At 47.8% G+C, this 20,809-nt stretch carries 24 protein-coding genes and 1 pseudogene; 17 read left to right on the top strand and 8 right to left on the bottom strand.

The window, feature by feature from the left end; translation table 11 throughout:
- Positions 1-89: 89 nt before the first annotated feature.
- Positions 90-1,568, top strand: coding sequence for a hypothetical protein (locus ACH2BK_RS09070; RefSeq protein WP_395003504.1), 1,479 nt, complete (start codon positions 90-92; stop codon positions 1,566-1,568).
- Between the two features lie 11 nt (positions 1,569-1,579).
- Here ACH2BK_RS09070 and ACH2BK_RS09065 read toward each other — a convergent pair whose 3' ends face one another.
- Positions 1,580-1,963, bottom strand: coding sequence for a group III truncated hemoglobin (locus ACH2BK_RS09065; RefSeq protein ID WP_394997428.1), 384 nt, complete (start codon positions 1,961-1,963; stop codon positions 1,580-1,582).
- 10 nt (positions 1,964-1,973) lie between these two features.
- Complete coding sequence (locus ACH2BK_RS09060) at positions 1,974-2,414, bottom strand: copper resistance protein CopD (protein WP_395003502.1); 441 nt, start codon at positions 2,412-2,414, stop codon at positions 1,974-1,976.
- Positions 2,415-2,857: 443 nt separating this feature from the next.
- Here ACH2BK_RS09060 and ACH2BK_RS09055 point away from each other — a divergent pair, with 443 nt between their 5' ends.
- From ACH2BK_RS09055 to ACH2BK_RS08990, 14 genes and pseudogenes are all read left to right on the top strand, one after another.
- Positions 2,858-3,433, top strand: a complete 576-nt coding sequence (locus ACH2BK_RS09055) for a Crp/Fnr family transcriptional regulator (protein ID WP_395003500.1) — start codon at positions 2,858-2,860, stop codon at positions 3,431-3,433.
- Between the two features lie 279 nt (positions 3,434-3,712).
- Positions 3,713-4,150 carry a flagellar basal body rod protein FlgB gene (gene flgB / locus ACH2BK_RS09050; protein WP_394997425.1) on the top strand — a complete coding sequence of 146 codons (438 nt, stop codon included), beginning with the start codon at positions 3,713-3,715 and terminating at the stop codon, positions 4,148-4,150.
- A 10-nt stretch (positions 4,151-4,160) separates the two neighbouring features.
- A complete protein-coding gene (gene flgC, locus ACH2BK_RS09045; RefSeq protein ID WP_394997424.1) occupies positions 4,161-4,655 on the top strand; it encodes a flagellar basal body rod protein FlgC in 495 nt (164 codons plus the stop codon).
- Between the two features lie 13 nt (positions 4,656-4,668).
- Positions 4,669-4,995, top strand: a complete 327-nt coding sequence (gene fliE / locus ACH2BK_RS09040; protein ID WP_394997423.1) for a flagellar hook-basal body complex protein FliE — start codon at positions 4,669-4,671, stop codon at positions 4,993-4,995.
- 27 nt (positions 4,996-5,022) lie between these two features.
- A complete protein-coding gene (locus ACH2BK_RS09035; RefSeq protein WP_395003498.1) occupies positions 5,023-6,822 on the top strand; it encodes a peptidoglycan D,D-transpeptidase FtsI family protein in 1,800 nt (599 codons plus the stop codon).
- A 1,131-nt stretch (positions 6,823-7,953) separates the two neighbouring features.
- On the top strand, positions 7,954-8,871 hold the full coding sequence (locus ACH2BK_RS09030; protein WP_395003496.1) for a TonB-dependent receptor: 918 nt from the start codon (positions 7,954-7,956) through the stop codon (positions 8,869-8,871).
- On the top strand, positions 8,777-9,811 hold the full coding sequence (locus ACH2BK_RS09025) for a TonB-dependent receptor domain-containing protein (protein WP_395003494.1): 1,035 nt from the start codon (positions 8,777-8,779) through the stop codon (positions 9,809-9,811). Before ACH2BK_RS09030 ends, ACH2BK_RS09025 begins: the two co-directional genes overlap by 95 nt.
- An 8-nt stretch (positions 9,812-9,819) precedes the next feature.
- Positions 9,820-10,791, top strand: a complete 972-nt coding sequence (locus ACH2BK_RS09020; RefSeq protein WP_395003492.1) for an ABC transporter substrate-binding protein — start codon at positions 9,820-9,822, stop codon at positions 10,789-10,791.
- Positions 10,791-11,141 (top strand): class I SAM-dependent methyltransferase, encoded by a 351-nt coding sequence (locus ACH2BK_RS09015; RefSeq protein ID WP_395003490.1) that lies wholly within the window; start codon positions 10,791-10,793, stop codon positions 11,139-11,141. Before ACH2BK_RS09020 ends, ACH2BK_RS09015 begins: the two co-directional genes overlap by 1 nt.
- A gap of 32 nt (positions 11,142-11,173) precedes the next feature.
- The gene (locus ACH2BK_RS09010; RefSeq protein ID WP_395003488.1) at positions 11,174-11,530 is read left to right on the top strand and encodes a hypothetical protein; all 357 of its coding nucleotides are present in this window, start codon (positions 11,174-11,176) and stop codon (positions 11,528-11,530) included.
- Positions 11,467-12,111, top strand: coding sequence for an iron chelate uptake ABC transporter family permease subunit (locus ACH2BK_RS09005; protein ID WP_395003486.1), 645 nt, complete (start codon positions 11,467-11,469; stop codon positions 12,109-12,111). The genes ACH2BK_RS09010 and ACH2BK_RS09005 overlap by 64 nt, the downstream gene beginning before the upstream one ends.
- A gap of 45 nt (positions 12,112-12,156) precedes the next feature.
- Positions 12,157-12,561 (top strand): annotated as a pseudogene (locus ACH2BK_RS09000) (ATP-binding cassette domain-containing protein); the annotation flags it as partial.
- Complete coding sequence (locus tag ACH2BK_RS08995) at positions 12,531-13,250, top strand: TonB family protein (protein WP_395003484.1); 720 nt, start codon at positions 12,531-12,533, stop codon at positions 13,248-13,250. The pseudogene ACH2BK_RS09000 and the gene ACH2BK_RS08995, both read left to right, overlap by 31 nt.
- Positions 13,251-13,306: 56 nt before the next feature.
- The gene (locus ACH2BK_RS08990) at positions 13,307-13,501 is read left to right on the top strand and encodes a hypothetical protein (RefSeq protein ID WP_395003482.1); all 195 of its coding nucleotides are present in this window, start codon (positions 13,307-13,309) and stop codon (positions 13,499-13,501) included.
- Here ACH2BK_RS08990 and ACH2BK_RS08985 read toward each other — a convergent pair.
- The 6 genes from ACH2BK_RS08985 to ACH2BK_RS08960 all read right to left on the bottom strand — a co-directional run bounded on the left by ACH2BK_RS08985 (position 13,471) and on the right by ACH2BK_RS08960 (position 18,932).
- Positions 13,471-13,797 (bottom strand): hypothetical protein, encoded by a 327-nt coding sequence (locus ACH2BK_RS08985; protein ID WP_395003480.1) that lies wholly within the window; start codon positions 13,795-13,797, stop codon positions 13,471-13,473. The two genes, ACH2BK_RS08990 and ACH2BK_RS08985, sit on opposite strands and share 31 nt — an antisense overlap.
- A 10-nt stretch (positions 13,798-13,807) precedes the next feature.
- Positions 13,808-15,139, bottom strand: a complete 1,332-nt coding sequence (locus ACH2BK_RS08980; RefSeq protein ID WP_395003478.1) for an NFACT family protein — start codon at positions 15,137-15,139, stop codon at positions 13,808-13,810.
- Positions 15,136-16,692: an AAA family ATPase gene (locus tag ACH2BK_RS08975; RefSeq protein WP_395003476.1), complete on the bottom strand. Its 1,557-nt coding sequence runs from the start codon at positions 16,690-16,692 to the stop codon at positions 15,136-15,138. Before ACH2BK_RS08975 ends, ACH2BK_RS08980 begins: the two co-directional genes overlap by 4 nt.
- Positions 16,689-17,549, bottom strand: coding sequence for an NAD(+)/NADH kinase (locus tag ACH2BK_RS08970; RefSeq protein WP_394997402.1), 861 nt, complete (start codon positions 17,547-17,549; stop codon positions 16,689-16,691). The genes ACH2BK_RS08975 and ACH2BK_RS08970 overlap by 4 nt, the downstream gene beginning before the upstream one ends.
- A 4-nt stretch (positions 17,550-17,553) precedes the next feature.
- Positions 17,554-18,165 carry a hypothetical protein gene (locus ACH2BK_RS08965; RefSeq protein WP_395003474.1) on the bottom strand — a complete coding sequence of 204 codons (612 nt, stop codon included), beginning with the start codon at positions 18,163-18,165 and terminating at the stop codon, positions 17,554-17,556.
- 359 nt (positions 18,166-18,524) lie between these two features.
- The gene (locus tag ACH2BK_RS08960; protein ID WP_395003472.1) at positions 18,525-18,932 is read right to left on the bottom strand and encodes a hypothetical protein; all 408 of its coding nucleotides are present in this window, start codon (positions 18,930-18,932) and stop codon (positions 18,525-18,527) included.
- A gap of 18 nt (positions 18,933-18,950) precedes the next feature.
- Between ACH2BK_RS08960 and ACH2BK_RS08955 the strand changes: the two genes are divergently transcribed.
- Together ACH2BK_RS08955 and ACH2BK_RS08950 are read left to right on the top strand one after the other, a co-directional pair.
- Positions 18,951-19,271 (top strand): hypothetical protein, encoded by a 321-nt coding sequence (locus ACH2BK_RS08955; RefSeq protein WP_395003470.1) that lies wholly within the window; start codon positions 18,951-18,953, stop codon positions 19,269-19,271.
- Positions 19,272-19,501: 230 nt separating this feature from the next.
- Positions 19,502-20,809 (top strand): cache domain-containing protein (locus ACH2BK_RS08950; protein WP_395003468.1); only part of this gene is annotated, 1,308 nt, incomplete at its 3' end.

Raw genomic sequence — 20,809 nt, 5'->3', positions numbered from 1 at the left:
GTAAGACAAGATATGCCCGCTATATTGCTATACCATAGAATCTTTGTGTATAATCCGCCTCTCTCACTAACACACCAAAAGGACAGAAAATGACAAAAAAACTCATCGCTAGCCTTGTGCTCATCGTGCTTGTAGCAGGGGCTTTTGTAAGCTCGAGCTTGTATATTAATAGCCTTAATAAAGCCCATTACGAGCAAATCACCCAAGCAGATATCAACGATCTTAAAGCACGCATCGCCTCCGCGCTCAAACCTCTGTGGGAATCGCAAGGACTTGATTCTACAATACTCTTAGAGCTTGCCGATGAGATCGATATGAGTCTTGAAGCCTCGCCGTATAAAAGCGGCTTGCTGCACTCAAGCGGCACGCTGACGCTTAAATTTAATGCCCAGCACGCCAGCAGCGTCCTGTATATCGATGCGCAGTTTTCCAATCTCCCTTTTGGCACTTCTGTGTTTTCTCTCTCTTCGCCAGATTCACAAGCGCTCTTTAGTGAGGGTAAAATCGGCGTGATAGAGCTAAGCGGCACGACACTCGCTCTGCGCCTTAGCGATCTGCAGATTGATAGAGACAATTGGCGCGGGGGCAAAGACACGCTCGTGCTCAAAAACACTTCACTCACGCTGCACGCTACCAAAGACTTCGCACTCAAAAACGCGGCGCTACATATCCCCGAGATTTTGTTCAAAGAAGATAGCAAACAATTTGGGCTCACAAATCTCGTTATGGAGGGCTCATACGACACGCCGCTTGATTACCAAGCCTTCTTAGCCTACATCAAGGAGCCAAAAATCCTAGCGGGCAAAAGCAAGCTAAGCATACAATCTCTCGAATTTGCAGGATTCTCTGACTTTAGGCTAAGCCTTAATGATTTTAGCCTCAAAGCCACAGAAAAGCTCGGCACTTCTGCAGATATTGGCGATATGATTGCGGACTTTGCGATAAAAAGCCTCGTGATAGCCACCGACACGCCCTATGCGCCAGAGGATTTTAGAAACTTCAAGCTAGATATTACGGATTTTGCAAGCACTCTAGAGATTGCAAACCTCCACGAGAACGCGATAGAATACCTAAGCACGCTCAACGATCCTTACGCGTTTTTGCTTGAGAACAGCGAGGAGTTTGAGCAAAAAATCCACACAATCCTCGTAAGCAACCCAAAACTAGCGATCACAAACTCATCATTCCTGCTTAATGGCAACAAGCTCACCTACTCTGGCGATGGGCAGATAACGCCTGAGTTTGGGGAATTCAACTTCGCTCTCTCTAGCAAGCTCCCTGCACACGAGATTCTATCCCGATACAAAGATATGGGAGATTTTGACACGATACTTGAGGGTATCAGCGAGTATTTCATCAAGCAAGAGGATTCTACATACGGTATCACGCTCCGATACCACCAAATCCACGATGGCGCGCAGAGCTTTAAGGTCAATAACCAAACAATCTATGAATACGATCCCTCGCGCTATGAGAATCTAAACAATGCAGGCGAGGAGATACCCTATGAGCTCAATGAGGACGATCTCCAAGAGCTAGATTCTCTGCTAAACAATGAGGGACGATAGCGATTGCTTCTTTAATGCCCGCTCTCATACAGCATATATTGGAATCTCCCCGCGATCATCTGTGCCCTCTGCAGTATCTGTGCGGCAATCTCTGGGCTAAAGACTTGGTGCAAACTCTCCTCAAAGAGCCCAAGCCAAATGCCAAAAAACTCCCTAGGAAAGCGAGGCAAGTCTAGGTGCGCTTTGAGCGGCTGCCCCTGATAGTCTCCCATTCCTAGCAGCATTCCCTGCCAAAAATTACCAATCTTTTTCTTATGTGCCTCCCACTCCGCATCGCTTGTGCCAATGGCGTTGTTAAAAATCTCGCCCACGCCATTTGTATCCGTGCGAATTTTGGCATAAAAAATATCCATAAGCCGCTCAATGCCTTCAACACAAAGTGTTTCATACTTCATTGCAATCTCCTTAAAAATAAAATGCAAATTTTGCCAAAACGACGATAAAAAGCCCAAGCACCAAAGCTAGGGGATGAATGATTTTTGCCAAAGGGTTGGGCTTTTTGAGGATATGGTGGAAAGTTAGCGAGGTGATGACGGCAAGCACGATGAGCAGGGCTAAAAATACCTTTATCACCAAAAATTGCTGCAAGCTCGTGCTAAAATACCCCGCCTCACTCCCGATATAGCGGCTTATCATCGCCCCGCCACTGAGCACCAAAAGCAGCAGGCAAAGCGGCATAATCTTGCCACCTCTTTTGCTAATCACACCCCACATCTTATCGGCAAACTCATCGCCTAGAATCTTCCTAATGGGCGTGAGCAGCACCACATCAGCAAAGATGAAGCCTAAGAAAATAATTGCGCAGATGAGGTGGAGGGTTAAAAAATAAGGATAGAGAGCGTCCATAATATTCTCCTTGTAATTCAAGATTCTAGCTCGGCTTAGTCACTACCGCTTAGGTAGCTCCTTGCGCCTCGCCTTGCACAACATTTAAATCTTACGCACAATCCTAGAATTTCTGGCAAGCCTTGATGAGATTCTCTAAAATGGCAGATTCTATAATTGCTTGAGATTTTTTAGAATCTAAGCCTTTTTAGATTTTGAACTTGCCTTAGATTCTGTGTATGGCTTGCCCTTGGCATTCTAAGATTTGAGATGAATTTTTAGGGTTATCAAGCGAGGGGCGAAGGGAGCTTACTTAAGCGTAAGTGACCGAGCACCGAGCGTAGATTCCCTAAAAAGTCGCTCAAAGCTGAATGCCTTATGTGTAATGATAACAAATCTCATAAAAATAAAAATTGATACCCGTTAATTTTTGCTATACTTCACATAAAATTCTAGGACTTTGTATGCAAAATGTGTTTAAAATGCTCTATGGTGTGGGGCATAAGAGATTCTATAATAATGCAGAGATTTTGTTTTTTGAAGGTGAGATGCCAAAGAAACTTTTAGTGCTTTTAGGGGGCAAAGTGAGAATCTACAAGACAAATGGCGCGCAAGAGGCGACTTTGCACCACATTTGTGCGCCAAGTTTCATCGCTGAAATGCCTAGCTTCCTAGGGCTTGCCTACCCTGCGAGCGCGGTGTGTGTGGGAGAATGCGAGATTTTAGAGATTGGTTTGGAGGTTTTTAAAAAGCAATGTATAGGGGATTCAGAGTTTTGCCTCTCATTTATCGCCTCACTTTGCCAAAAGATTAAAATCCTAGAAGCCCACATCTCACGCACTTCCCAAAGCCTCAAAGAGAGGGTAGAGGGCTTTTTGCAAAACCACAAGAGCGAGCTACCTCACCTCACCCAAAGACAAATTGCACAGAGGCTAAACACGAGCCCAGAATCGCTTTCCAGAGTGCTAAAAGAACTCAAAGAATTAGGGCTAGTGAGGACACAAAAGGGAAAAATCGCGCTCATAGAGTCCATAATTTAACGCAAATTTTGCTGTGGCAAAAATTTGTTATCGCTCGTGGCAAGTAAATTGCCACTCACTCCGCTTACGCGCTCACTCACTGCGTTTTTTGGCAAAACTATAGAATCTCTTAGTGTAAGCGCGTCAGGAACGCCATTTGGGTTAGCACTTTTTCTATAAACCCACCTTAGATCTCACTAAGATTAAGCGAGTCGCAAGGCGATTTGGCACAACCCAATCGCGTATCTTTGGCATACAAATTGCTTAAAAATCCCAAAAATCCCACAAAAGGCAAAGCAAATGCTAGAAGCACTCAAAGACACTTCGATAGTCTATCCGCTCGTGTATAAGGCGCTCGATTATCGCTCATTGCGCCAAGATCTCATCTCCTCAAATATCGCCAATGTCGATACACCCTTTTATCGTCCCAAAGATATCAACTTCGAGCAATACCTCGCTAGGGAGAGCAACAAAGTCTTTAAAAAGCACGCCGACAGGGAGCTGCCAATGCTAAAAACTTCGCCCCTACACATAGATGGCAAGCGCACTGAATTGGACAAGGCGGATATGTTTTGGCGTGATGGGCATCTCGCGCGCAATGACGGCAATAGCGTGGATCTAGATGTAGAGACAAGCGAGATGGGCAAAAATAGCGTGATGTATCAAGCCCTTACCTCCGCGCTTAGACGCCACAAAGGGATTTTTAGCTACGCGCTAGATTCTGGAAAAAACCTATAAGGATTAAGCTATGTCCTTTTTGTCAAGCTTTGATATCAGCGGCTATGGGCTCTCTGCCCAAAGGGTGCGCACCAATATCATCTCCTCAAATATCGCCAACGCCAACACTACGCGCACCGATGAGGGTGGGCCTTATCGCAGGCGTGAGGTGGTGTTTCGCGCGTTTGATTTTAATAAGATTCTAAACGAGCGTTTGGGGAGGGATAATAACCAACTGCGCTATGAAGATCCCCTAGATGAGGGGGATTTGGGAAAAGAGCCAAAACCTGCTATAATGAGCGTGTATATCCATAAAATCGTGCGTGACGATCGCCAACCACTGATGAAATACGATCCAAGCCACCCAGATGCGAATTCTGAAGGCTATGTGGCGTATCCAAATGTTAATCCCGTAGTGGAAATGGCCGATTTGATAGAAGCGACAAGGGCTTACCAAGCCAATGTGAGCGCGTTTCAGAGCGCGAAAAATATGGCGAGTAATGCCATTAGTATGTTTCAAGCATAGTTAGGAGAGAAAAATGGCTGAGATAAGTCAATTTGGCGTGATTAGGAGCAATATCACTAAGCCCGATATGAATCCAAGTGCCACCAAGAGTGGCGCACCGCTTCCCACTACAAAGGACGGGCTTGACTTTGCCCAGACGCTTACTAATACCATCGATGCTGTCAATACCCAGCAGCAGACTTCTGAAAAAGCTCTAGCCGATATGGCGACAGGGCAGATCAAAGACTTGCACCAAGCCGCTATCGCAATCTCAAAGGCTGAAAATAGTATGAAGGTAATGCTAGAGGTTCGCAACAAAGCCATCAACGCTTATAAAGAGATTTTGCGCACACAGGTGTAATCACGCCTAGACGCGCGCCAAAGCATTATGGAAAACAAACGAGTCTCTGTTATTTTAGGCATTTTTTTTATCCTCCTTGTCTGTTTTATCATATTCCTCTCAATCGTCTATGTCAAAATCGTAACCCCGCGTAAAATCCCCACGCTCCAAAGCACCAAAATCGATACCGCCCTGCGCGGCTCGATCTTTAGCCTCGATGGCTTTGAAGTCGCCTCTAGCTCCAATCTCTACAAGGCAAGTATCAACACCCAAAGTATCGATCCGGACAAAAAGGAGCTCTTTATCAATCTTTTTTGCATCTACAGCGGGATTGACAAAGCGCAAATCGAGGCGAAATTCCTCGCTAAGGGCAATGTCGTGCTCTCCTACAACCTAAGCAATAGCATAGCCACCAATCTCAAAAAGCTCAATCTCATCTTACTGCGCTATGATGTGTTTAGAGAATACGAAAACGCCAAGGGCGTGGTAATCCCTAAGCAAGGACTTAGCATAGAAGTGAGTGGCAACAACCGCGCCTATCCCTACAAAAGCCTGCTAGAGCCACTCATAGGCTATGTCAAAAAGGGCGAGAGCAGCGGTATCACGCGCGTGTATGGGCTAAAGGGCGTGGAAAAATATTACAACGATATCCTCTCCTCCAAGCAAGATGGCGAGATTATAGGCAAGCGCGATGTGGGCTTTAATGTCATCATCGACAAAGAAGCCATCAAAAAAACGCGCCAAGATGGCTTTGATATAACGCTAAGCATTCCGCTACGCGTGCAGCACAAGCTTGAAGGGATCCTCGATAGGGCAAAATCCCGCTACAATGTCCAAGAAGTCATCGCAGGCGTTATGAATTCTCATAGTGGGCGGTTTTTGGCACTAGCGACTTCTAATCGGTTTAATCCGGGGACTCTGCGCGAGATTAGGGACTACTCATCGCTAAACCTTAGCGCGCTAGAGCGCGTTTATGAGCCCGGCAGCACGATTAAGCCAATCATCTATGCCATTTTGCTTGAGAAAAACAAAATCAACCCCGCACAAGTGATCGACTTAGAGGGCGGCGTGTATAAGCTACGCAACTACACAATCCGCGATAGCAGTATCCTCGCCAAAGGCACGCCAGAGGATATCCTGCTACGCTCTAGCAATATCGGTATGGTAAAGCTCGCCGCGCCCCTAAGCTCCACAGAGCTCCACACCGCGCTAAGAGCCTTTGGGTTTTCAGAGCTCACTGGGATCGATCTGCCCTATGAGAAGCGCGGCACGATCCCTAGCGTGCGCCGCCTCAATATCGAGGAAGCGACCAAGGCAACCATAAGCTATGGATATGGGCTGCAGACGACTTTTATGCAGCTTATGCGCGCGTATGCGAGCTTTAGCAATGGCGGGTATCTGCCCACTCCGCGCATCACCCAGCATATCAGCGCGCAAGACTCGCAGCGATACAGCCTCCCCACGCCCACGCCCATACAGATTCTCTCATCTAGTGTCGCGCACAAGCTAGAGGATTTGCTCATTGCAGTGGTGCAAAAGGGCACGGGCAAGCCCGCTTTGGTAGAAAATGTGATAGTCGGGGGCAAGACAGGCACGGCAAAAATCGCCAAAAACGGCGAGTATATCGATCAATACAACGGCTCGTTTTTTGGCTTTGCTAAAGATTCTAAGCGCACTTATACCATCGGCGTCGTCGTTTTCCAATCTCATATCCAAAACGACTATTATGGCGGGCGCACCGCCGCTCCGATATTTAAAGAGATCGTAGAAATGCTCGTAAGCGAGGGGTATCTCGAGCAGACACAGAAAGAAAACGCACAAGCCCTAGAGCCTAGCTCATCGCTATGATGGCCTCCACGGCTAGCCAAAGAGTTTTTAAATCCACACCTTATGCTTAGGAAAATGACTCCTTTTGCTTATCCTGCGCTTAAGTTAGTCAGGGCGGGTAAGCATTGCGCAGATTGTGAATCTAGCCTCGCAGAATTAAAAGCCATTTTACAATCCAACTCAATAGATTAAAAATCTAGGGAGACATAGATTCTAGTTTCAATGCTTTAGATTCAAATCCAGAATCTAAATTTGGAGAATTAGAATCTCCCTCCATAGAATCCAAAACAATCACACAATCTCCAACCCCAAAAAAACTTTGTGCAAGGCTTTACCCGATTTAAATAATGTGGCGCGTAAGCGCAATACCGAGCAGAATCTAAAGATTCTAAAGCTTTAGATTCTGCCATTTTTGCGCAGCAAAAATCAAATCAATGTGTAGGTGCGATAGCACCAACCGCCTCTCACCCTTGTCGTGTGTGGCAAAGCGTAAGCTTCTTTAGAAAAATCAGAAAAAAGGTGGCAGTAGTGCCACCGCTGATTTTTCTAAAGAAACTTCGTTTTGCCTAGACAAGGATAAGCGAGGCACTCCCCTTGATTGCCGTGCCAAAGGCTTGCAAGCAAAGCGCAGCAAAAACAGCGGCGGCTTTTTCGGGGCTTTAGGAGCGGGGAGGGGATAACACCCCTTTTTGCGAAAAAACAAAGCAATACACAGAAATTAGGAAGTATCCGTGAGAATGCGACTCAAAGAAATACAGAATCTACAAAAGCAAATATAGAGGGCACGCAATCAAAAGCAGATTCAGAATCTAGTTCCATAGATTCTGTGGCGTTGCCTGCTTGCAAACTCTATGTTTTAAGAAACATAAAATATTTAATAAAATATATAGTAACTAAGGAGAACCTATGTCAGCTGCCAAAGCACTCATCAGCGCGTCCCTTATCCTCTGTGGGGGATAGCACTCGCGCAAGATACCGCCCCAAGCCCACTCGCCCAAAACCAAAACACAGAGAAAAAGTCCGCATTTTCACAAAACAAAGTCTATGATCTAGGCAAAATCGAGATAACCGACGCAAAATCCGTAGATCACAACGCCTCTATCGCCACCATCACAAGCCAAGATATCGACAACACAAGCTCTAAGAGTGTCGATGAAGCCCTACGCTTTAGTCCCGGAGTGTTTATCCAGCCCCCAAGCGGCGCGCGCCGAGCCCGGAATCCAAATCCGAGGGTATGACTATATGCGCATAGGGCTCTTTGTCGATGGTATCCCGGTGTATAGTATCTACGACAGACAGACGGACTTTAGCCAGTTTAGCACCTTTGATATCTCTGAAATCTCCGTGTCTAAAGGCTACACAAGCCCGCTCTATGGTATGAATACTCTAGGTGGCGCGATAAACCTCGTTACCTCCAAGCCAAAGGACAAGCTAGAAATCCGCGCGCGCTACAACTTCATCCCTAATAATCAAAACCAGCTAGCCGCCTCTGTGGGCAGCAATATGGGCAAATATTATTACCAAGTCTCCTACGCTTTTAGCGAGCGCGATTCTTTTAATCTCTCTGCTTCTTTCACGCCCACGCAGTTCCAGCCAAACAAAGAGGCGTTTAATAGCCACTACAAAAACCACACGCTTAAAGCAAAAATCGGATTCACTCCAAACCAAAACCACGAGTATTCGCTAAACTTCATCTTCCAAAAGGGTAGCAAGGGCGGGCTGATTGACGCCACGACGTGTGGGCGGTATTGGGATTGGCCTCATTATGACAAATACACGCTCTATCTGCTTGGCAACTCCGCTTTTAGCGAGAATCTCTGGCTAAACACCAAAATCTATTGGGATCATTTCTATAACAACCTCACTGCGCGGGGCAATTTGCCCGTTGGCTCTAGCTCTAGGAGAGGATTTAGAGGCATATCCATCTACGCCGATCACTCCCTAGGCGTGATAGAAACCCTAAGCTATGCCATCGATGAAAATAAAAAGCTCGATAGGGCTAAACCTGCGCTACAACTACACCTACAACCCCAACTACACGCTCCAAAATGTCTATACCAACACCGATAGCTACCAAGACTTCACAAGCTCGGAGTTTGTCCAATACGCCCAACGCCTCAGCGATACCTTTAGATTTGTGCTAAGCGGGAGCTATGACAGAGTGGATACGATAAAAGCCATCAAGGCAAGCGCGCCCACGGGCTACACCACCGATGTGTGGGGATTTAACCTCCAAGGCATAATTTTTGCCGCGTGGAATGCCTACAACACCACGCACATAAACATAGGCAAAAAGTCCAACCTCCCCTCGCTCAAAGATCGCTATGGCACGCCCTGGGGCGAGCGCATAGCCAATCCGGACTTAAAGCCAGAATCTGCCATAAACTACGAGATAGGGCATAGCTTTGACTACGACGCGACGCATTTGAGCGCAGTGGCGTTTTTTAACCACCTTAGCAATATGTTTGTGATTAAAGAAAGTTACACAGGCTGCACTAGCCCAAGTAACAATAACAGAGGCTGCACCAAGCTAGAAAATGTCGATCAAGGCTATAGCTACGGCGTGGAGCTCGCCCTCTCCCAAGGACTTTTTGATGACAAACTAACGCTTGGGGCAAACTACACCTACACCGATCAATATGTGGATTATGAAAGTAACGGCAGGGGCGATAGAGAGCATTATAATAGAATCCTCTACTACCCCAAGCATATCGCTAACGCCCAAATTATCTTTACCCCCATACAATCCCTAGACTTCATCGCTAATGCAAGCTACAAAAGTCATTCGTGGCTCTATAGCGGGGGGAGCTATGACAAAAACAACGATATATTCCTCATCGATCTCAAGTTAAACTACCGCCCCGTGCAAAATCTCCAGCTATCCCTAGGAGCCTATAACCTCCTAGATAGGGACTACTACTACTCAGGCGTGCGCACCGCGAGCCTTAGCACAGGCAGGTATTACCAGCCCGGGCGCAGGATTTTAGCGGGCGTGGAGTACAGATTCTAGGAGTATTCGTGCAGAATCTACAAAGGCTTTTTACCCACTTTGCTTGCATTTGCGCCCTTAGCGTCTTAGCCCTAGCCCACGATCTGCGCGTCTTTGGGACTAATCCACAAATCACAGCTATGCTCGAGCTCCTCTATCCCCAAGGGCTTATTGGGCTAAACTACGCGCCATACCCAGAGGATAGGGACTTTATGCCCGATGGTGTCGCCACACTGCCCGTGCTTGGAATGATTGGCGGGGGCAAAATGCTCTCATTTGAGAAGCTCCTCTCCCTAAATCCCGATGTCGTGTTTTTTGGCGAGCCGCTTGCCCAAGAGATTGCGGATTCTTACAAAAAGCTTGGCATACAGGTTGTAACGCTCAAAAGCCACGATATCTCCCACCTAGCGCACAATATCCAAACAATCGCCACCACCCTCCCTATAGAATCTAGGGCACGCGACTTGCAAGAATTTATCGCTACCACACAGACGCGCCTAAGCGCACTACAAGAGCAAATCACGCATCGCCCCAAGGTGTATTTTGCACTAGGATTAGATGGCTTGCAGACACAATGCGCTAATGAAGCGCACGCCGATCTAGCCTACCAAATTGGCGGGATAAACGCCCTTAGCTGCGCGCAACTCTCAAGCTCTTATACAAGTATCAATTATGAGACACTCCTCGCACTCAATCCCGATATCATCTTTGTGCGCGAGATAGCACTCTATAAAAAGCTCCTAACCAACCCCCCAAAGCAGTGGCAAGCCCTAAGAGCGGTGCAGACTAGGCAGCTCTTTTATGCGCCTTCAAGCCCGAGCAATTGGCTCACAAAGCCCCCCAGTGTGATGCAGATTATTGGCATACCTTGGGCGTTTGCCAAAGTCCAGCCCACGCTCCTCTCCCAAGAGGAAGCACAGGCGATTGTCTTTAGCTTTTTTGAGAAATTCCTACGCCCGCTTGATGTGCCGAGTTTTAAGCGACTACAAGGACTGCGCTAATGCAAGATTCAAACAAAATATGGAATCTCAAAGCCAAGCAATTCCCGCGCTTTGTCAAAGACGCGCCCGATACTTTGGAGATTTTGGAGTTTTTGCGCGCTAGTGGCGCGTGCTTTGAGGGTAAGAGCCTCATTGATATAGGCTGTGGCAATGGACGCTTTGCCCTGCAGCTAGCCCCACAAGTGCGCGAGATCGTGGGCTTTGACACTTCTGATGTGATGCTTAGCGCGCTCCTTGAGGACGCCGCGCGTCTGGGGCTTGGCAATGTGAAAACCTTGCAGGGGGATTGGCAGGACTTTATCCCTCCCAAAACCTTTGATATAGCCTTTGCCTCTATGACTCCGCACTAAATACCAAAAGTGGCTTTGTAAAAGCCTTGAGAGTGTGTGAGGAGGGGCTGTGCTATGTGGGCTGGGGCAGGGTGCGCAAGTCGGAGTTTTTGCAAGAAATCCTAGCACTGCACAATCTAACCCTTGCTCTCCCCACGGGGCTTCCAAATGTCCTAGAATGGCTAAGCGAGCTTGGCACAGAAGTGCCAAAGTTTTGCTACAAAAGGAGTGATTTTATGTATGAAAGCCCTATAGGAAAGGTGATTGATGATGTGATCTTTCATATCACAATCCACGAGGGAGAGCCTAATATGAATCTCATCAAGGAGTATGTGAGCGCGCGGGCGTGCGAGGGTATCATACGCTACCCACAAGAGCGAGAGATAGGCATAGCCTACATACCCAAATGACAAATCCCAAAGCCCTCCTATATATCGCCGCTACGAGCCTGCTGCTTGTGGGATTTGTGATACTCGCGCTAAGTCTGGGCAATATCCATATCCCCTTTGTGCGCGTGCTTGAGGTTTTGAGCGCGCCGGATTTGAGTAGTGAGAGCTTTGTGATTAGCGAGGTGCGGCTGCCGCGCGTGCTCGGGGCGGTGTGTATCGGCGCTAGCCTAGCCCTAAGTGGGGCACTCTATCAAGGCGTGATTGGCAATCCCCTCGTCTCTCCCGGGATTTTGGGCGTGCTCAATGGAGCGAGTTTTGGCGCGGCGCTTGGTATGATTTTGGGGCTAAACCTCATCGGGCTTGAGCTTGTGTGCTTTGTGTGCGGGCTTTTGGCTATGTGCGTGGCGTTAGGGCTCTCATATGCCTTTGATCACTACCAAAGCGTGCTTATGCTCATACTTGGGGGCGTGATTAGCTCGGCGTTTTTTGGCGCGGGCGTGAGCGTGCTAAAGCTCCTAGCCTATGTGCCACAGATGAGCCCGATGCACCTGCCCTTTAGTCTCTTAGAAGTCGTGATGATGGGGAGATTCCACAAAAGGTAGGGCTTTGGCTACACGAGGCAGGATAGACTAAGCGCGCTAGAGAATCTTGAGGCGTTAAATCTAGCGCATTTGGCACACACAGACTTTAGCCTCCTCTCGGGCGGGCAAAAGCAGCTAGGGCTCATCGCGCGCGCTCTGTGCCAAGACGCGCAAATTTTGCTCCTTGATGAGCCTGTGAGCGCGCTTGATATCTCGTATTCTTTTAGGCTCTTAGACATCATCGCGTCTTTGGACAAGACCATCATCCTCACTTCACACCACCCCGAGCAGTGTTTCATCGCTAGCAAAATCCTTACGCTACAGGGTGGCAAAAGCCTCTATTATGGACTACGCGATGAGGCACTGCAACAGGGGCGTATCGACGCGCTTTATGGCATCGAGAGCGTGCGCGTGGATTTGCCAAATGGTGGGAGGTATTTTTGTCAGACACGCACTCCAAGCACTCCTTAAATGTGGTGGCATTTGGCATAGCGCTCGTGCTCTATGCCCTTGTCTTTTGTCTTATGCTTTTTTTGGGCGATGAGACACTCACACCGCGTGAATCTAGCAAGCCCCATATCCTCACTTTGCCCCTCTCTGCGCTTAGCTCTAGTGATGATACACAGCGAGTGCTCACTGCACAAGAGCACCCACACACCACACAGAGCGCGCCAAAGCCCGAGCACGCACCACAAAAAGCCAAGCCCACGCCAAAGCCCACAAAGTCTAAATCGCCCAAAACGCCCAAAGAGGCGCGGGATTCTAAGGCAGTGCGAGAATCTAAAGAGGCGCGAGAAAACAAAGAGCCAAAAGAGGCGCAAGCACAGCAAGCACACACATCGCCTAATCCCGCCCCCACCTCGCCGCTAGCCCAGAGCGATACGCCCGATGAGGATTTATACGCGCTCACTATTAAGCGCATTTTGGCGCGCGAGTGTGCCTTAGGATTTGCCCGTATGAGGGTTTCTAGCGAGGTGGCGCTGCGGTTTGTGATCTTAGAGGATGGGAGCTTGCAAGAAGCAGTGATCGTGCGCCCAAGCGGATATGCGAGGTTTGATGAGTTTGCGCTCCAAACCCTGCACAGAGCGCACAAAAAATTCCCCAAGCCAGAATCTAAGCGCACCATCACGCTCACCCTAGCCTACACGCCCAAACGCTAATGGGGGATAGCAAACCTTGCATAAATTATAGAATCTAAGGTGGGTTTATAGAATCTGTGCCATTGCCACACCGCGTTCCTGACGCGATTACACTAGAAATCCACAGAATCTCGCTTAAAAGTTGCGTGTATGCTCGCGTAAGCGGAGCGAGCGGAGATTCACTCTCCGCGAGCGATAACAAGTTTTGCCCTAGCAAAACTTGCATTAAGATAATAAATCTCTACACGCTGATATTAAGCAAGCCATCATAATATTCTTTATATTCCTGCTTTGATTCCTGCCCACCTTGCGCGTCCTGCTGCCCTGCATCGCGCTTTTTAGAATCTTGCTCAAAGCTTTGCCGCGTGTTGTTTGAGCCATCTTTATCCACTTTGGGGGAAGCTTGGGTGGGGTTGGTTTGGGCGATTTCTTGGAGCTTGCGCTCAAACTCGCCCTTGTTAGCCTCTAGCAGCGTATCGGGGCGCGCCTGTGCGGCGGCGTGCTGCACCGCGCTCGCTTGGGAGTTTTGGTTGATATAAGTGATGTTTCCTACTAAGCTCACTGCCATCGCACACCTCCTATTTTCTGTATTCTAGGCTTTGGTATTTGCCATACACGACATTTGCGCCCTGAGTGATTTTGACAAACTTACGCCTTGTATAATCGACGCGAAAATTCCCCGCTTTAACCCCGCATAGCCCCACGAGTATCTCCCCCGCCTTGCCTAGGACTTCATCGCGCAGCCTCGCCTTGCCACAAAAGATGATCATATGCGAGCTAGGAATATCGCAAATATGCAGCCACATATCCTCGCCGCTCGCGCTTTTGAGCAGCTCGAGATTTTGCGAGGCATTCTTACCCACACCAATTTTCATTCCATCGATGAAAAACACCTCAAAATTTTGCTGCTTTTTGAATCTTTTGTGCGATTTTTGGGGGCTAAAGATTTTGGTATCTGCGAGGGTTTTGGCTTGGGCGATCAATGCCTTTTGGGCTTGCAAAAAGCGCAGGGAGTCTTCAAGGTTTTGAATCTGCAAATGCAGATTTTGCGCCTTTTTAGCAGATTTTTTGCTTAGGGCAAAATACTGCTGGGCGAGCTGGGAAAAGCTCTGTGTGTGCTCTAGGATAGGGATTTGCACGCTTTTTTTAGAATCTAGCTGCGCGCAATCCCTTAGCTCCACGCACTCCCCGCGCAAATCCTCTCTCTCAAGCTCGTGTAAATGCGCCGTGAGCGTGTGTGCATAGAGGCTATAGGTTTTTGAACGCTCCTGCAGCAAGTCTAGCGATGGGAGCTCGCGCAAAAGCCGCACTAGGCTCGCCTCCCTAGATTCTATCGCCTTTATCTGCTGGGCTTTGGCAGTGTGCAAAAGCCGCTGCGTGCGCTCCTCATACAACCCCTCCAAAAGCCCCTCGCCAACCGCCACGATTTCGCTAGGCTTTGGGCTTGTGGGCTGGGGGAGCGGCTCTAGGACTTTGCCCACGCGCACGGGGCGTCTGGATTCGCTAATATGGCGCAGAGCCTCTATCACCACGCGCCTGCTATCTAGCAAAATCGCGTTAGTATGCTTGCCGGTAAATTCTAGCTCGAGACTAAACTCCTGCTTTTTATACGCATTTTGGGGCATAAAGTATAGCTGCAAGATACGATTGTCCCCATCGACACGGCTATCTAGTAGTCGCGCATTGTGGCAGAGCGTAAGCTTCACATCAAAGGGTGCGTGATAGCTCTTAGTGCCCAAAATCGCCTCGCTAGCGCAAAATATCATACCTTGTGAGCGTGTAAGATCGAGATAAAACACCTTGCCCTCAAGGTTTAGCGCAAGCAGATTGTCATCGACACGCCTGCACCAATACACCTTGCTAAAGCGTGCAAAATACGCGCTTATGCCCTTTAATAGCCCAAGATTCATACCCTAATACCATTTTTGGCAAGCACCCCTTTGGCAAACTCTAAGGCTTCCTTGCTCACCTGCGCGCCGCTAATCATACGCGCGATTTCCTCAATGCGCCCCTGCGTATCTAGCAGCCTCACACTGCTAAACTCGCCCTCCTTTTGCACCAAATAGTGGCGATCGGCTAGGGTGGGCATATGCGGCTGATGGGAGATGGCAAAAATCTGATAGGAGGCGGAGAGTTTTTTGAGGATTTTTGCCACGCCCTCGCTCTCCTCCCCGCTCAAATTCGCATCGATCTCATCGAGCACCAAAAGCCCAGCACGCGGGCTAATGGAGACATCAAGGCACATAAGCCCAAGCCGCGCGCGATTGTATTCTCCCGCACTTAGCGTGGCTACCGCACTGCTGCCAAGCGTGAGGTTACACGCGCTAATCCCGCTGCTATCTAGCGGCTTAGTCTCGATGATGATAGCTAGCTCCTTTAGTCGCAGCTCCTGCATAATCGCGCCAAGCTCACTTTCAAAGGCTGCCTTAGATTCTAAGCGATTGTTGTGCAATGCTTGTGCAAGCGATTGCAGCTCGCTTTGTAAGCGCGTCTTTGACTTTTCTAGCTCCTGCTTGTCAAATGCCATATTCTCATACTGCGCGAGTTTTTGCTTTTGTGAGGCGAGATGAGCTAGGGCAGATTCTACACTGCCGTATTTGCGCAATAGCTCGGAGAGATCGCTGATACGATTGAGCAAGGACTCGGGGTTGATATCCTCAAGCGAGTGGAGCTGCTGCTCTTTAGATTCTAGCAGGGCTTCTAGCTCGCTAAGTCCTTCAAAAAACATCGGGCATTGCTCATCTACAAGCCCCAAAAAGCTATCCACGCAGCCTAGATTCTCTATCGCCTCACGCACATTGGCTATCTCTTGGGCGATTTTTTCTTGGCGCGAGAGCGTTTTTTTGAGCTCTAGGAGCTCCTCATACTCGCCCTCTTTTGGCGCGATGGATTCTATTTTTTTGCTCTCAAATTCCGCGATTTCTCTTAGCGTGGCTATTTGGGATTCTTTGGCGAGGATCTCATCTAGCGCGCGCATTGTCTCCTGCAGGGTGGCAAATTTCTCCTTGCACTCTGTGAGAATCTGCGCGTGGCTGGGGTTTGTGAGCGCGATGAAGCTATCGAGTATGCGCAAAAGATTGGCAGGCTTTAAATCCTCATCGCCCCTAGCACTAATATGCTTGCCAAAGCCCGATACAAGCTCGCTTAGGCGTTTTTTGGAGCTGGATTGGTGGTTGAGGAAGTAGCGCACCTTGTCCTTGCGCAGGATACTGAGCACGATCTCATCATCGCCCTCTTCTAGCAAGGGTGCTATCTCGGGGGGGATTTGCACAGAATCTAGCGTGATATTTGCCTCGATTAAATCCGCATTAGAATCTTTAATCCCAAAAATCGCGAGCAAAGATTCCATAAACACCGACTTTCCGCTTCCGCTACTTCCGCTAAAGACATTAAAGCCCCCAAAAAGCTCGAGCTCTAGGAGTTTGAAGGCTGGGGAATTGTTGATTAAAATCCGTTTTATCATAGCTCGCCCCATTTGAATTTCTCCCGCAGAATCTCAAAGTAATTGCGCTCTTTGGGATAGATGAGATGCGCGTCTTGGGGGGATTGTTGGATTAGGATTCTATCTTGGGGGAGGATGTCGATGCTCTCTTGCCCATCGATGATGAGCAGCGCCCTCTCGCGCACGCCAAACTCTAGCTTCACGCCGCTATCGACAATCAGCGGGCGTTGCGTGAGGGAGTGCGCAGCCACGGGCGTGAGCAGGATATTTTTGCAATGCGGATACACCACCGAGCCGCCAACCGAGATGTTATAAGCTGTGGAGCCCGTGGGCGTGCCCACGATGAGCGAGTCGCAAAAATAGGTATTAAAGCTCCAGCCATTTATCTTTGCCTCGATGTCAATGAGCCCCGAGAGCGTTTGCTTGGAGATGAGAAACTCATTGAGCGCGAAGAGGTGGCAATAAGGCTTCTCATCGCGCAGGATATGGCACTCAAGCATCATATGGGCTTGCAAATCATAGGTAGCGTTGGCAAGATGTGGGAGGAACGATTCTAGCTCGTTTGGCATAACCGCGGTCAAAAAGCCAAGCCTGCCCGTGTTTATCCCCATACACGCGATGTTTTTGCCATAGCAGCGCCGCACCATCGCTATAAGCGTGCCATCGCCCCCGATGGAGAGCAAAATATCGCTCCACTCCACGAGCGTGGCAAACTCCACGCCCCTAAGCCCTATCATCGCCGCACTGATAGAATCTAGCTTCATCTCCATACCATACGCGCCAAAAACCCCGCTAATGGATTCAAAAACTGCCTTCAAATCCGGGCTTGATGGGCGCAGGATAACGCCGACTTTAGCGACTTTGAGTAGCTCTGGCATACAATTAGTTTTTTACCACATAATACGCTTTGACGACAAATCCGCGTTTGTTTGGCAGCTGCTGCGAGAGCCCCTCAAACACCGCGATGTGTGGCGCACTCTGACGCACATACAGGATCGCCTCTCTAGCGCGAAAACTCGCTAAGCCCTCTTGCTTGAGCTCGGGGCTATTGCCGCCATAGGGGCGCGTATCCACAATCCCACTCACTTCAATCGCCACGACTTTTTTATCCTCTAGCGTGTGCTTTAGCCCCTCATCGAGGGCTTGCTGGCATTTTTTATTCAAACTCCACTTACCCACAGGCATAATGCCACACTCGCTCACAAGCAGTTCTTGGGGCTTTATCACATAGCCTAGCGTTAGGGATATGCTATCTATCTCGCTTTGCAACGCCTTGGCTTGGGATTCTAAGCGTCGTATCTGCGCGTCCTTAGCGTCCTCTTGAGAGCTTTGGCGCGAAAACTCCATACCCTTTTGCTCAAGCACTGCGTCCTGAGAACCGAGCAAAATATAATAAATCGCGCCGAGTATGATGAGCAAAATCACCGCTCCAAGCGTGAGATAGAGCCCTGCCTTGCCTCTTTTTTGCGATCCACCTTTTTTTTGTGTTTCCATAGGTTTCCTTTGAGTGAGAGTGTGGATATTGTAGCAGATTTAGGCGTAAAGCTAGATTAATGCTTAGATTCTGTGTTTGTGGCATTGGGCTTTTTGCTTCGCTCGCGCTCGCAACAGCTTTGCTCAAGGAGTGATAAAGGAAATTCGGCTTGCACACAAAGCGTAGCTTCTTTAGAAAACGCAGTTTCTTTAGAAAAAAGGAGACAAAATGAGCGAAGTTTTAGAAGTATTAGAGGTTGTGCTATTAGCATACATTGCACTACAAATTACAAAGCAAAGCTTCTGTAGAAAACATAGAAAGGATTGATAATGAGTGCGACACAAAAACCCTTGCAAGAGCTTACAAGTGGCGTGGTTAGCTACTCTAGCACCACACCACCTATGCTGAACTCCTTCGTATAGTAGGTGGCATTCCTGCTAGAATCTAGTAGCCAATCCTTTGTCTTAGCACTAAAGCTATCGATAAGAATCTTGCGAATCTTAGTAGATTCTAGCGTGGAGAGGGATAAGGGCTCTCTAGCCTTTATCTTTTCTACCAAGCCACTAAAATGTTCCAAATACTCCAGATAGATTTTAGCCTCAAAGGCTATCCTCTCCTCATTCCCACCGATTTTTAGATAATAGTTTGTGTTAATCGCCTCAATCTTTTTTATCCCCAAGCTTAGCTCATATTCCAACGCCTCGATATTGGCAAAGGTTGTGAAAACAAACCTATCGATTTTGATGATTTTCTCACTCTCTCTTGGTGTTATGGACTTTAATAGCACGATTTTAAGGATTTAGTGATGGAATCAGAGTTAAGCCTACGCATACTCCCCGAGTTAAGTGATTTAACCAAAGCCATAGACAGGATTACCAAAAGCACCAGCGAGGGCTTAAGCAAAGCCATAGAGTCGCCCCTAAACAAGCTAAAAATGGAGCTAGACATCGGCACCAAGATAGCAGGCCCCAAACTCCCGCAATCTAGCCTCAAGGAAATGGGCAAACAAATAAGAAAAGCCACAAGCGTGAAGCTATATTTGGACTTAAAGCAAGCCAATGCCAAGAATCTAAGATTTTTGCTAGCAAACTTTTACCTTTTTACATTCTCTTTACTTTTTGCTTGATATTTTGCTCCATTTTATGCGTTTTTTTTTTTTTTTGCGCTATAAATACGATTTTGGCACCAGTCTCGCGCGTCATCTACATTGTCTAACCGCAATATTTATGGAATGCGATTACTTTGCAAAGGGCAAATGAATAAGATACAGGGGAGGTGCTCCCACCCCAAGGCTCACAAAAACTCAAATAAAGGAAGGAAAACATGTTGTCTCGTTTAAGTATAGGAACTAAGGTAATGGCTTATGTAGGACTTGTAGTCTTTGTGGGTTTGGCAGTTTTGACTTATGTTTTGAGCTCGTCTATGAGCAAAAGCATGGTGAAAAAAGCAGAAACCATCATTATGCATCAAGCTGAAAGCTACGCCAACTACACAAATGGCGTTTTTAGAGAAATCTCTTCTGTTGTGAAAAACACAGCAGACACTTTAGACAATATCTTTAGCGCAAATGCTATCGAAGATGTTACCCTGCGAAGAGTTCAAAATGTCGTAGAGGCCCTCGCCACCTCTTCTAAGCTGACGGCTTACTCGTTTTTTTATGTCATAGACGCGCCCCAGCATCTTAAGGCAAATCCTTTGTTTCAGACTGAGAGTGGAAACACCATCATACTTTTGTTTGATGATGTCGCAAATGGCAGCGCTAAGGAAGTGCAGGCAAACGATAGTATCGTGAATTTTAACTCAGTCAAAACCGCTATAAGAGAGGCTAAAAACGGAAACAAAAGTGGTGCGATTCTGGTGGGCTCTCCTAGAGAAAGAAGCTTTGGCGGGCATACTTTTGTGGGGCTTACCTTGGTTTCTCCCGTGTATGGCAAAGATGGTAAATTGGTAGGTGTGCTGGGTGCTTTGCTTGATTTTGATACTTTGAGAAAGGATATCCTAGATCCTAGCACTTACAACTTCGATGGCGAGCTAAGAGGCTTGCTCTACAAAGACGGCACAACCGCGCTGCATTCAGTAAATGATAGGGTGCTCAAAAGACTGCAAGATTTGCTCGATAAAAAAGAGAGTGCTAATGTCATAGACGCGGTAAATAAAAACCAAACAGGACTTTATGAGTATATCTCAAGCAGCGGGCAGAAAGCTTACTCGGCCATACAAGCCTTTAAGGTAGAGGGCACCGACTCATCGTGGATGATGCTCATATCAGCTCCAAAATCCTCTGTTTTAAACGATCTCAATGCCTTACTTTACACCTTTGTGTCGGTTTCTGTGATAGTCTTAATCGCCATCTTAGTAGCCGTCTTCTTCTTTATAAACAAAACCGTCTCTTCCCGCCTCCCAACTATCGTAAAAGCACTAGAAAATCTCTTTAGATACATAAATCACGAAAAGATTCACATAGAGCCCATAAAGGTAAAGTCTCAAGATGAGCTAGGTAAAATAGGCATAATGATCAATGACAATGTCAAAAACACACAAAAAACGCTAGAAAAAGACTCCGCCCTCGTCTCCCAATCCCTAGAAGTCATCAACCACACTCGTGAAGGATATGCTGATAGACGCATCACCCTAAGTGGTGCCAATCCCCAGCTAAACACACTA

Origin of the sequence: uncultured Helicobacter sp. (genome assembly GCF_949282165.1) — a bacterium.
In the GTDB taxonomy this organism is placed as follows: domain Bacteria; phylum Campylobacterota; class Campylobacteria; order Campylobacterales; family Helicobacteraceae; genus Helicobacter_F.
This window is presented reverse-complemented; position numbering and strand designations above follow the sequence as displayed.

Excerpts from the sequence above, each read along its gene's own strand:
- flgC (WP_394997424.1), top strand. The coding sequence starts at position 4,161 with ATGTCCTTTTTGTCAAGCTTTGATATCAGCGGCTATGGGCTCTCTGCC.
- ACH2BK_RS09030 (WP_395003496.1), top strand. The coding sequence starts at position 7,954 with ATGAAGCCCTACGCTTTAGTCCCGGAGTGTTTATCCAGCCCCCAAGCG.
- fliE (WP_394997423.1), top strand. The coding sequence starts at position 4,669 with ATGGCTGAGATAAGTCAATTTGGCGTGATTAGGAGCAATATCACTAAG.
- ACH2BK_RS08955 (WP_395003470.1), top strand. The coding sequence starts at position 18,951 with ATGGAATCAGAGTTAAGCCTACGCATACTCCCCGAGTTAAGTGATTTA.
- ACH2BK_RS09070 (WP_395003504.1), top strand. The coding sequence starts at position 90 with ATGACAAAAAAACTCATCGCTAGCCTTGTGCTCATCGTGCTTGTAGCA.
- ACH2BK_RS08975 (WP_395003476.1), bottom strand. The coding sequence starts at position 16,692 with ATGATAAAACGGATTTTAATCAACAATTCCCCAGCCTTCAAACTCCTA.
- ACH2BK_RS09060 (WP_395003502.1), bottom strand. The coding sequence starts at position 2,414 with ATGGACGCTCTCTATCCTTATTTTTTAACCCTCCACCTCATCTGCGCA.
- ACH2BK_RS09035 (WP_395003498.1), top strand. The coding sequence starts at position 5,023 with ATGGAAAACAAACGAGTCTCTGTTATTTTAGGCATTTTTTTTATCCTC.
- flgB (WP_394997425.1), top strand. The coding sequence starts at position 3,713 with ATGCTAGAAGCACTCAAAGACACTTCGATAGTCTATCCGCTCGTGTAT.
- ACH2BK_RS09055 (WP_395003500.1), top strand. The coding sequence starts at position 2,858 with ATGCAAAATGTGTTTAAAATGCTCTATGGTGTGGGGCATAAGAGATTC.
- ACH2BK_RS08985 (WP_395003480.1), bottom strand. The coding sequence starts at position 13,797 with ATGGCAGTGAGCTTAGTAGGAAACATCACTTATATCAACCAAAACTCC.
- ACH2BK_RS09015 (WP_395003490.1), top strand. The coding sequence starts at position 10,791 with ATGCAAGATTCAAACAAAATATGGAATCTCAAAGCCAAGCAATTCCCG.
- ACH2BK_RS08970 (WP_394997402.1), bottom strand. The coding sequence starts at position 17,549 with ATGCCAGAGCTACTCAAAGTCGCTAAAGTCGGCGTTATCCTGCGCCCA.
- ACH2BK_RS09065 (WP_394997428.1), bottom strand. The coding sequence starts at position 1,963 with ATGAAGTATGAAACACTTTGTGTTGAAGGCATTGAGCGGCTTATGGAT.
- ACH2BK_RS08980 (WP_395003478.1), bottom strand. The coding sequence starts at position 15,139 with ATGAATCTTGGGCTATTAAAGGGCATAAGCGCGTATTTTGCACGCTTT.
- ACH2BK_RS09025 (WP_395003494.1), top strand. The coding sequence starts at position 8,777 with ATGAAAATAAAAAGCTCGATAGGGCTAAACCTGCGCTACAACTACACC.
- ACH2BK_RS08965 (WP_395003474.1), bottom strand. The coding sequence starts at position 18,165 with ATGGAAACACAAAAAAAAGGTGGATCGCAAAAAAGAGGCAAGGCAGGG.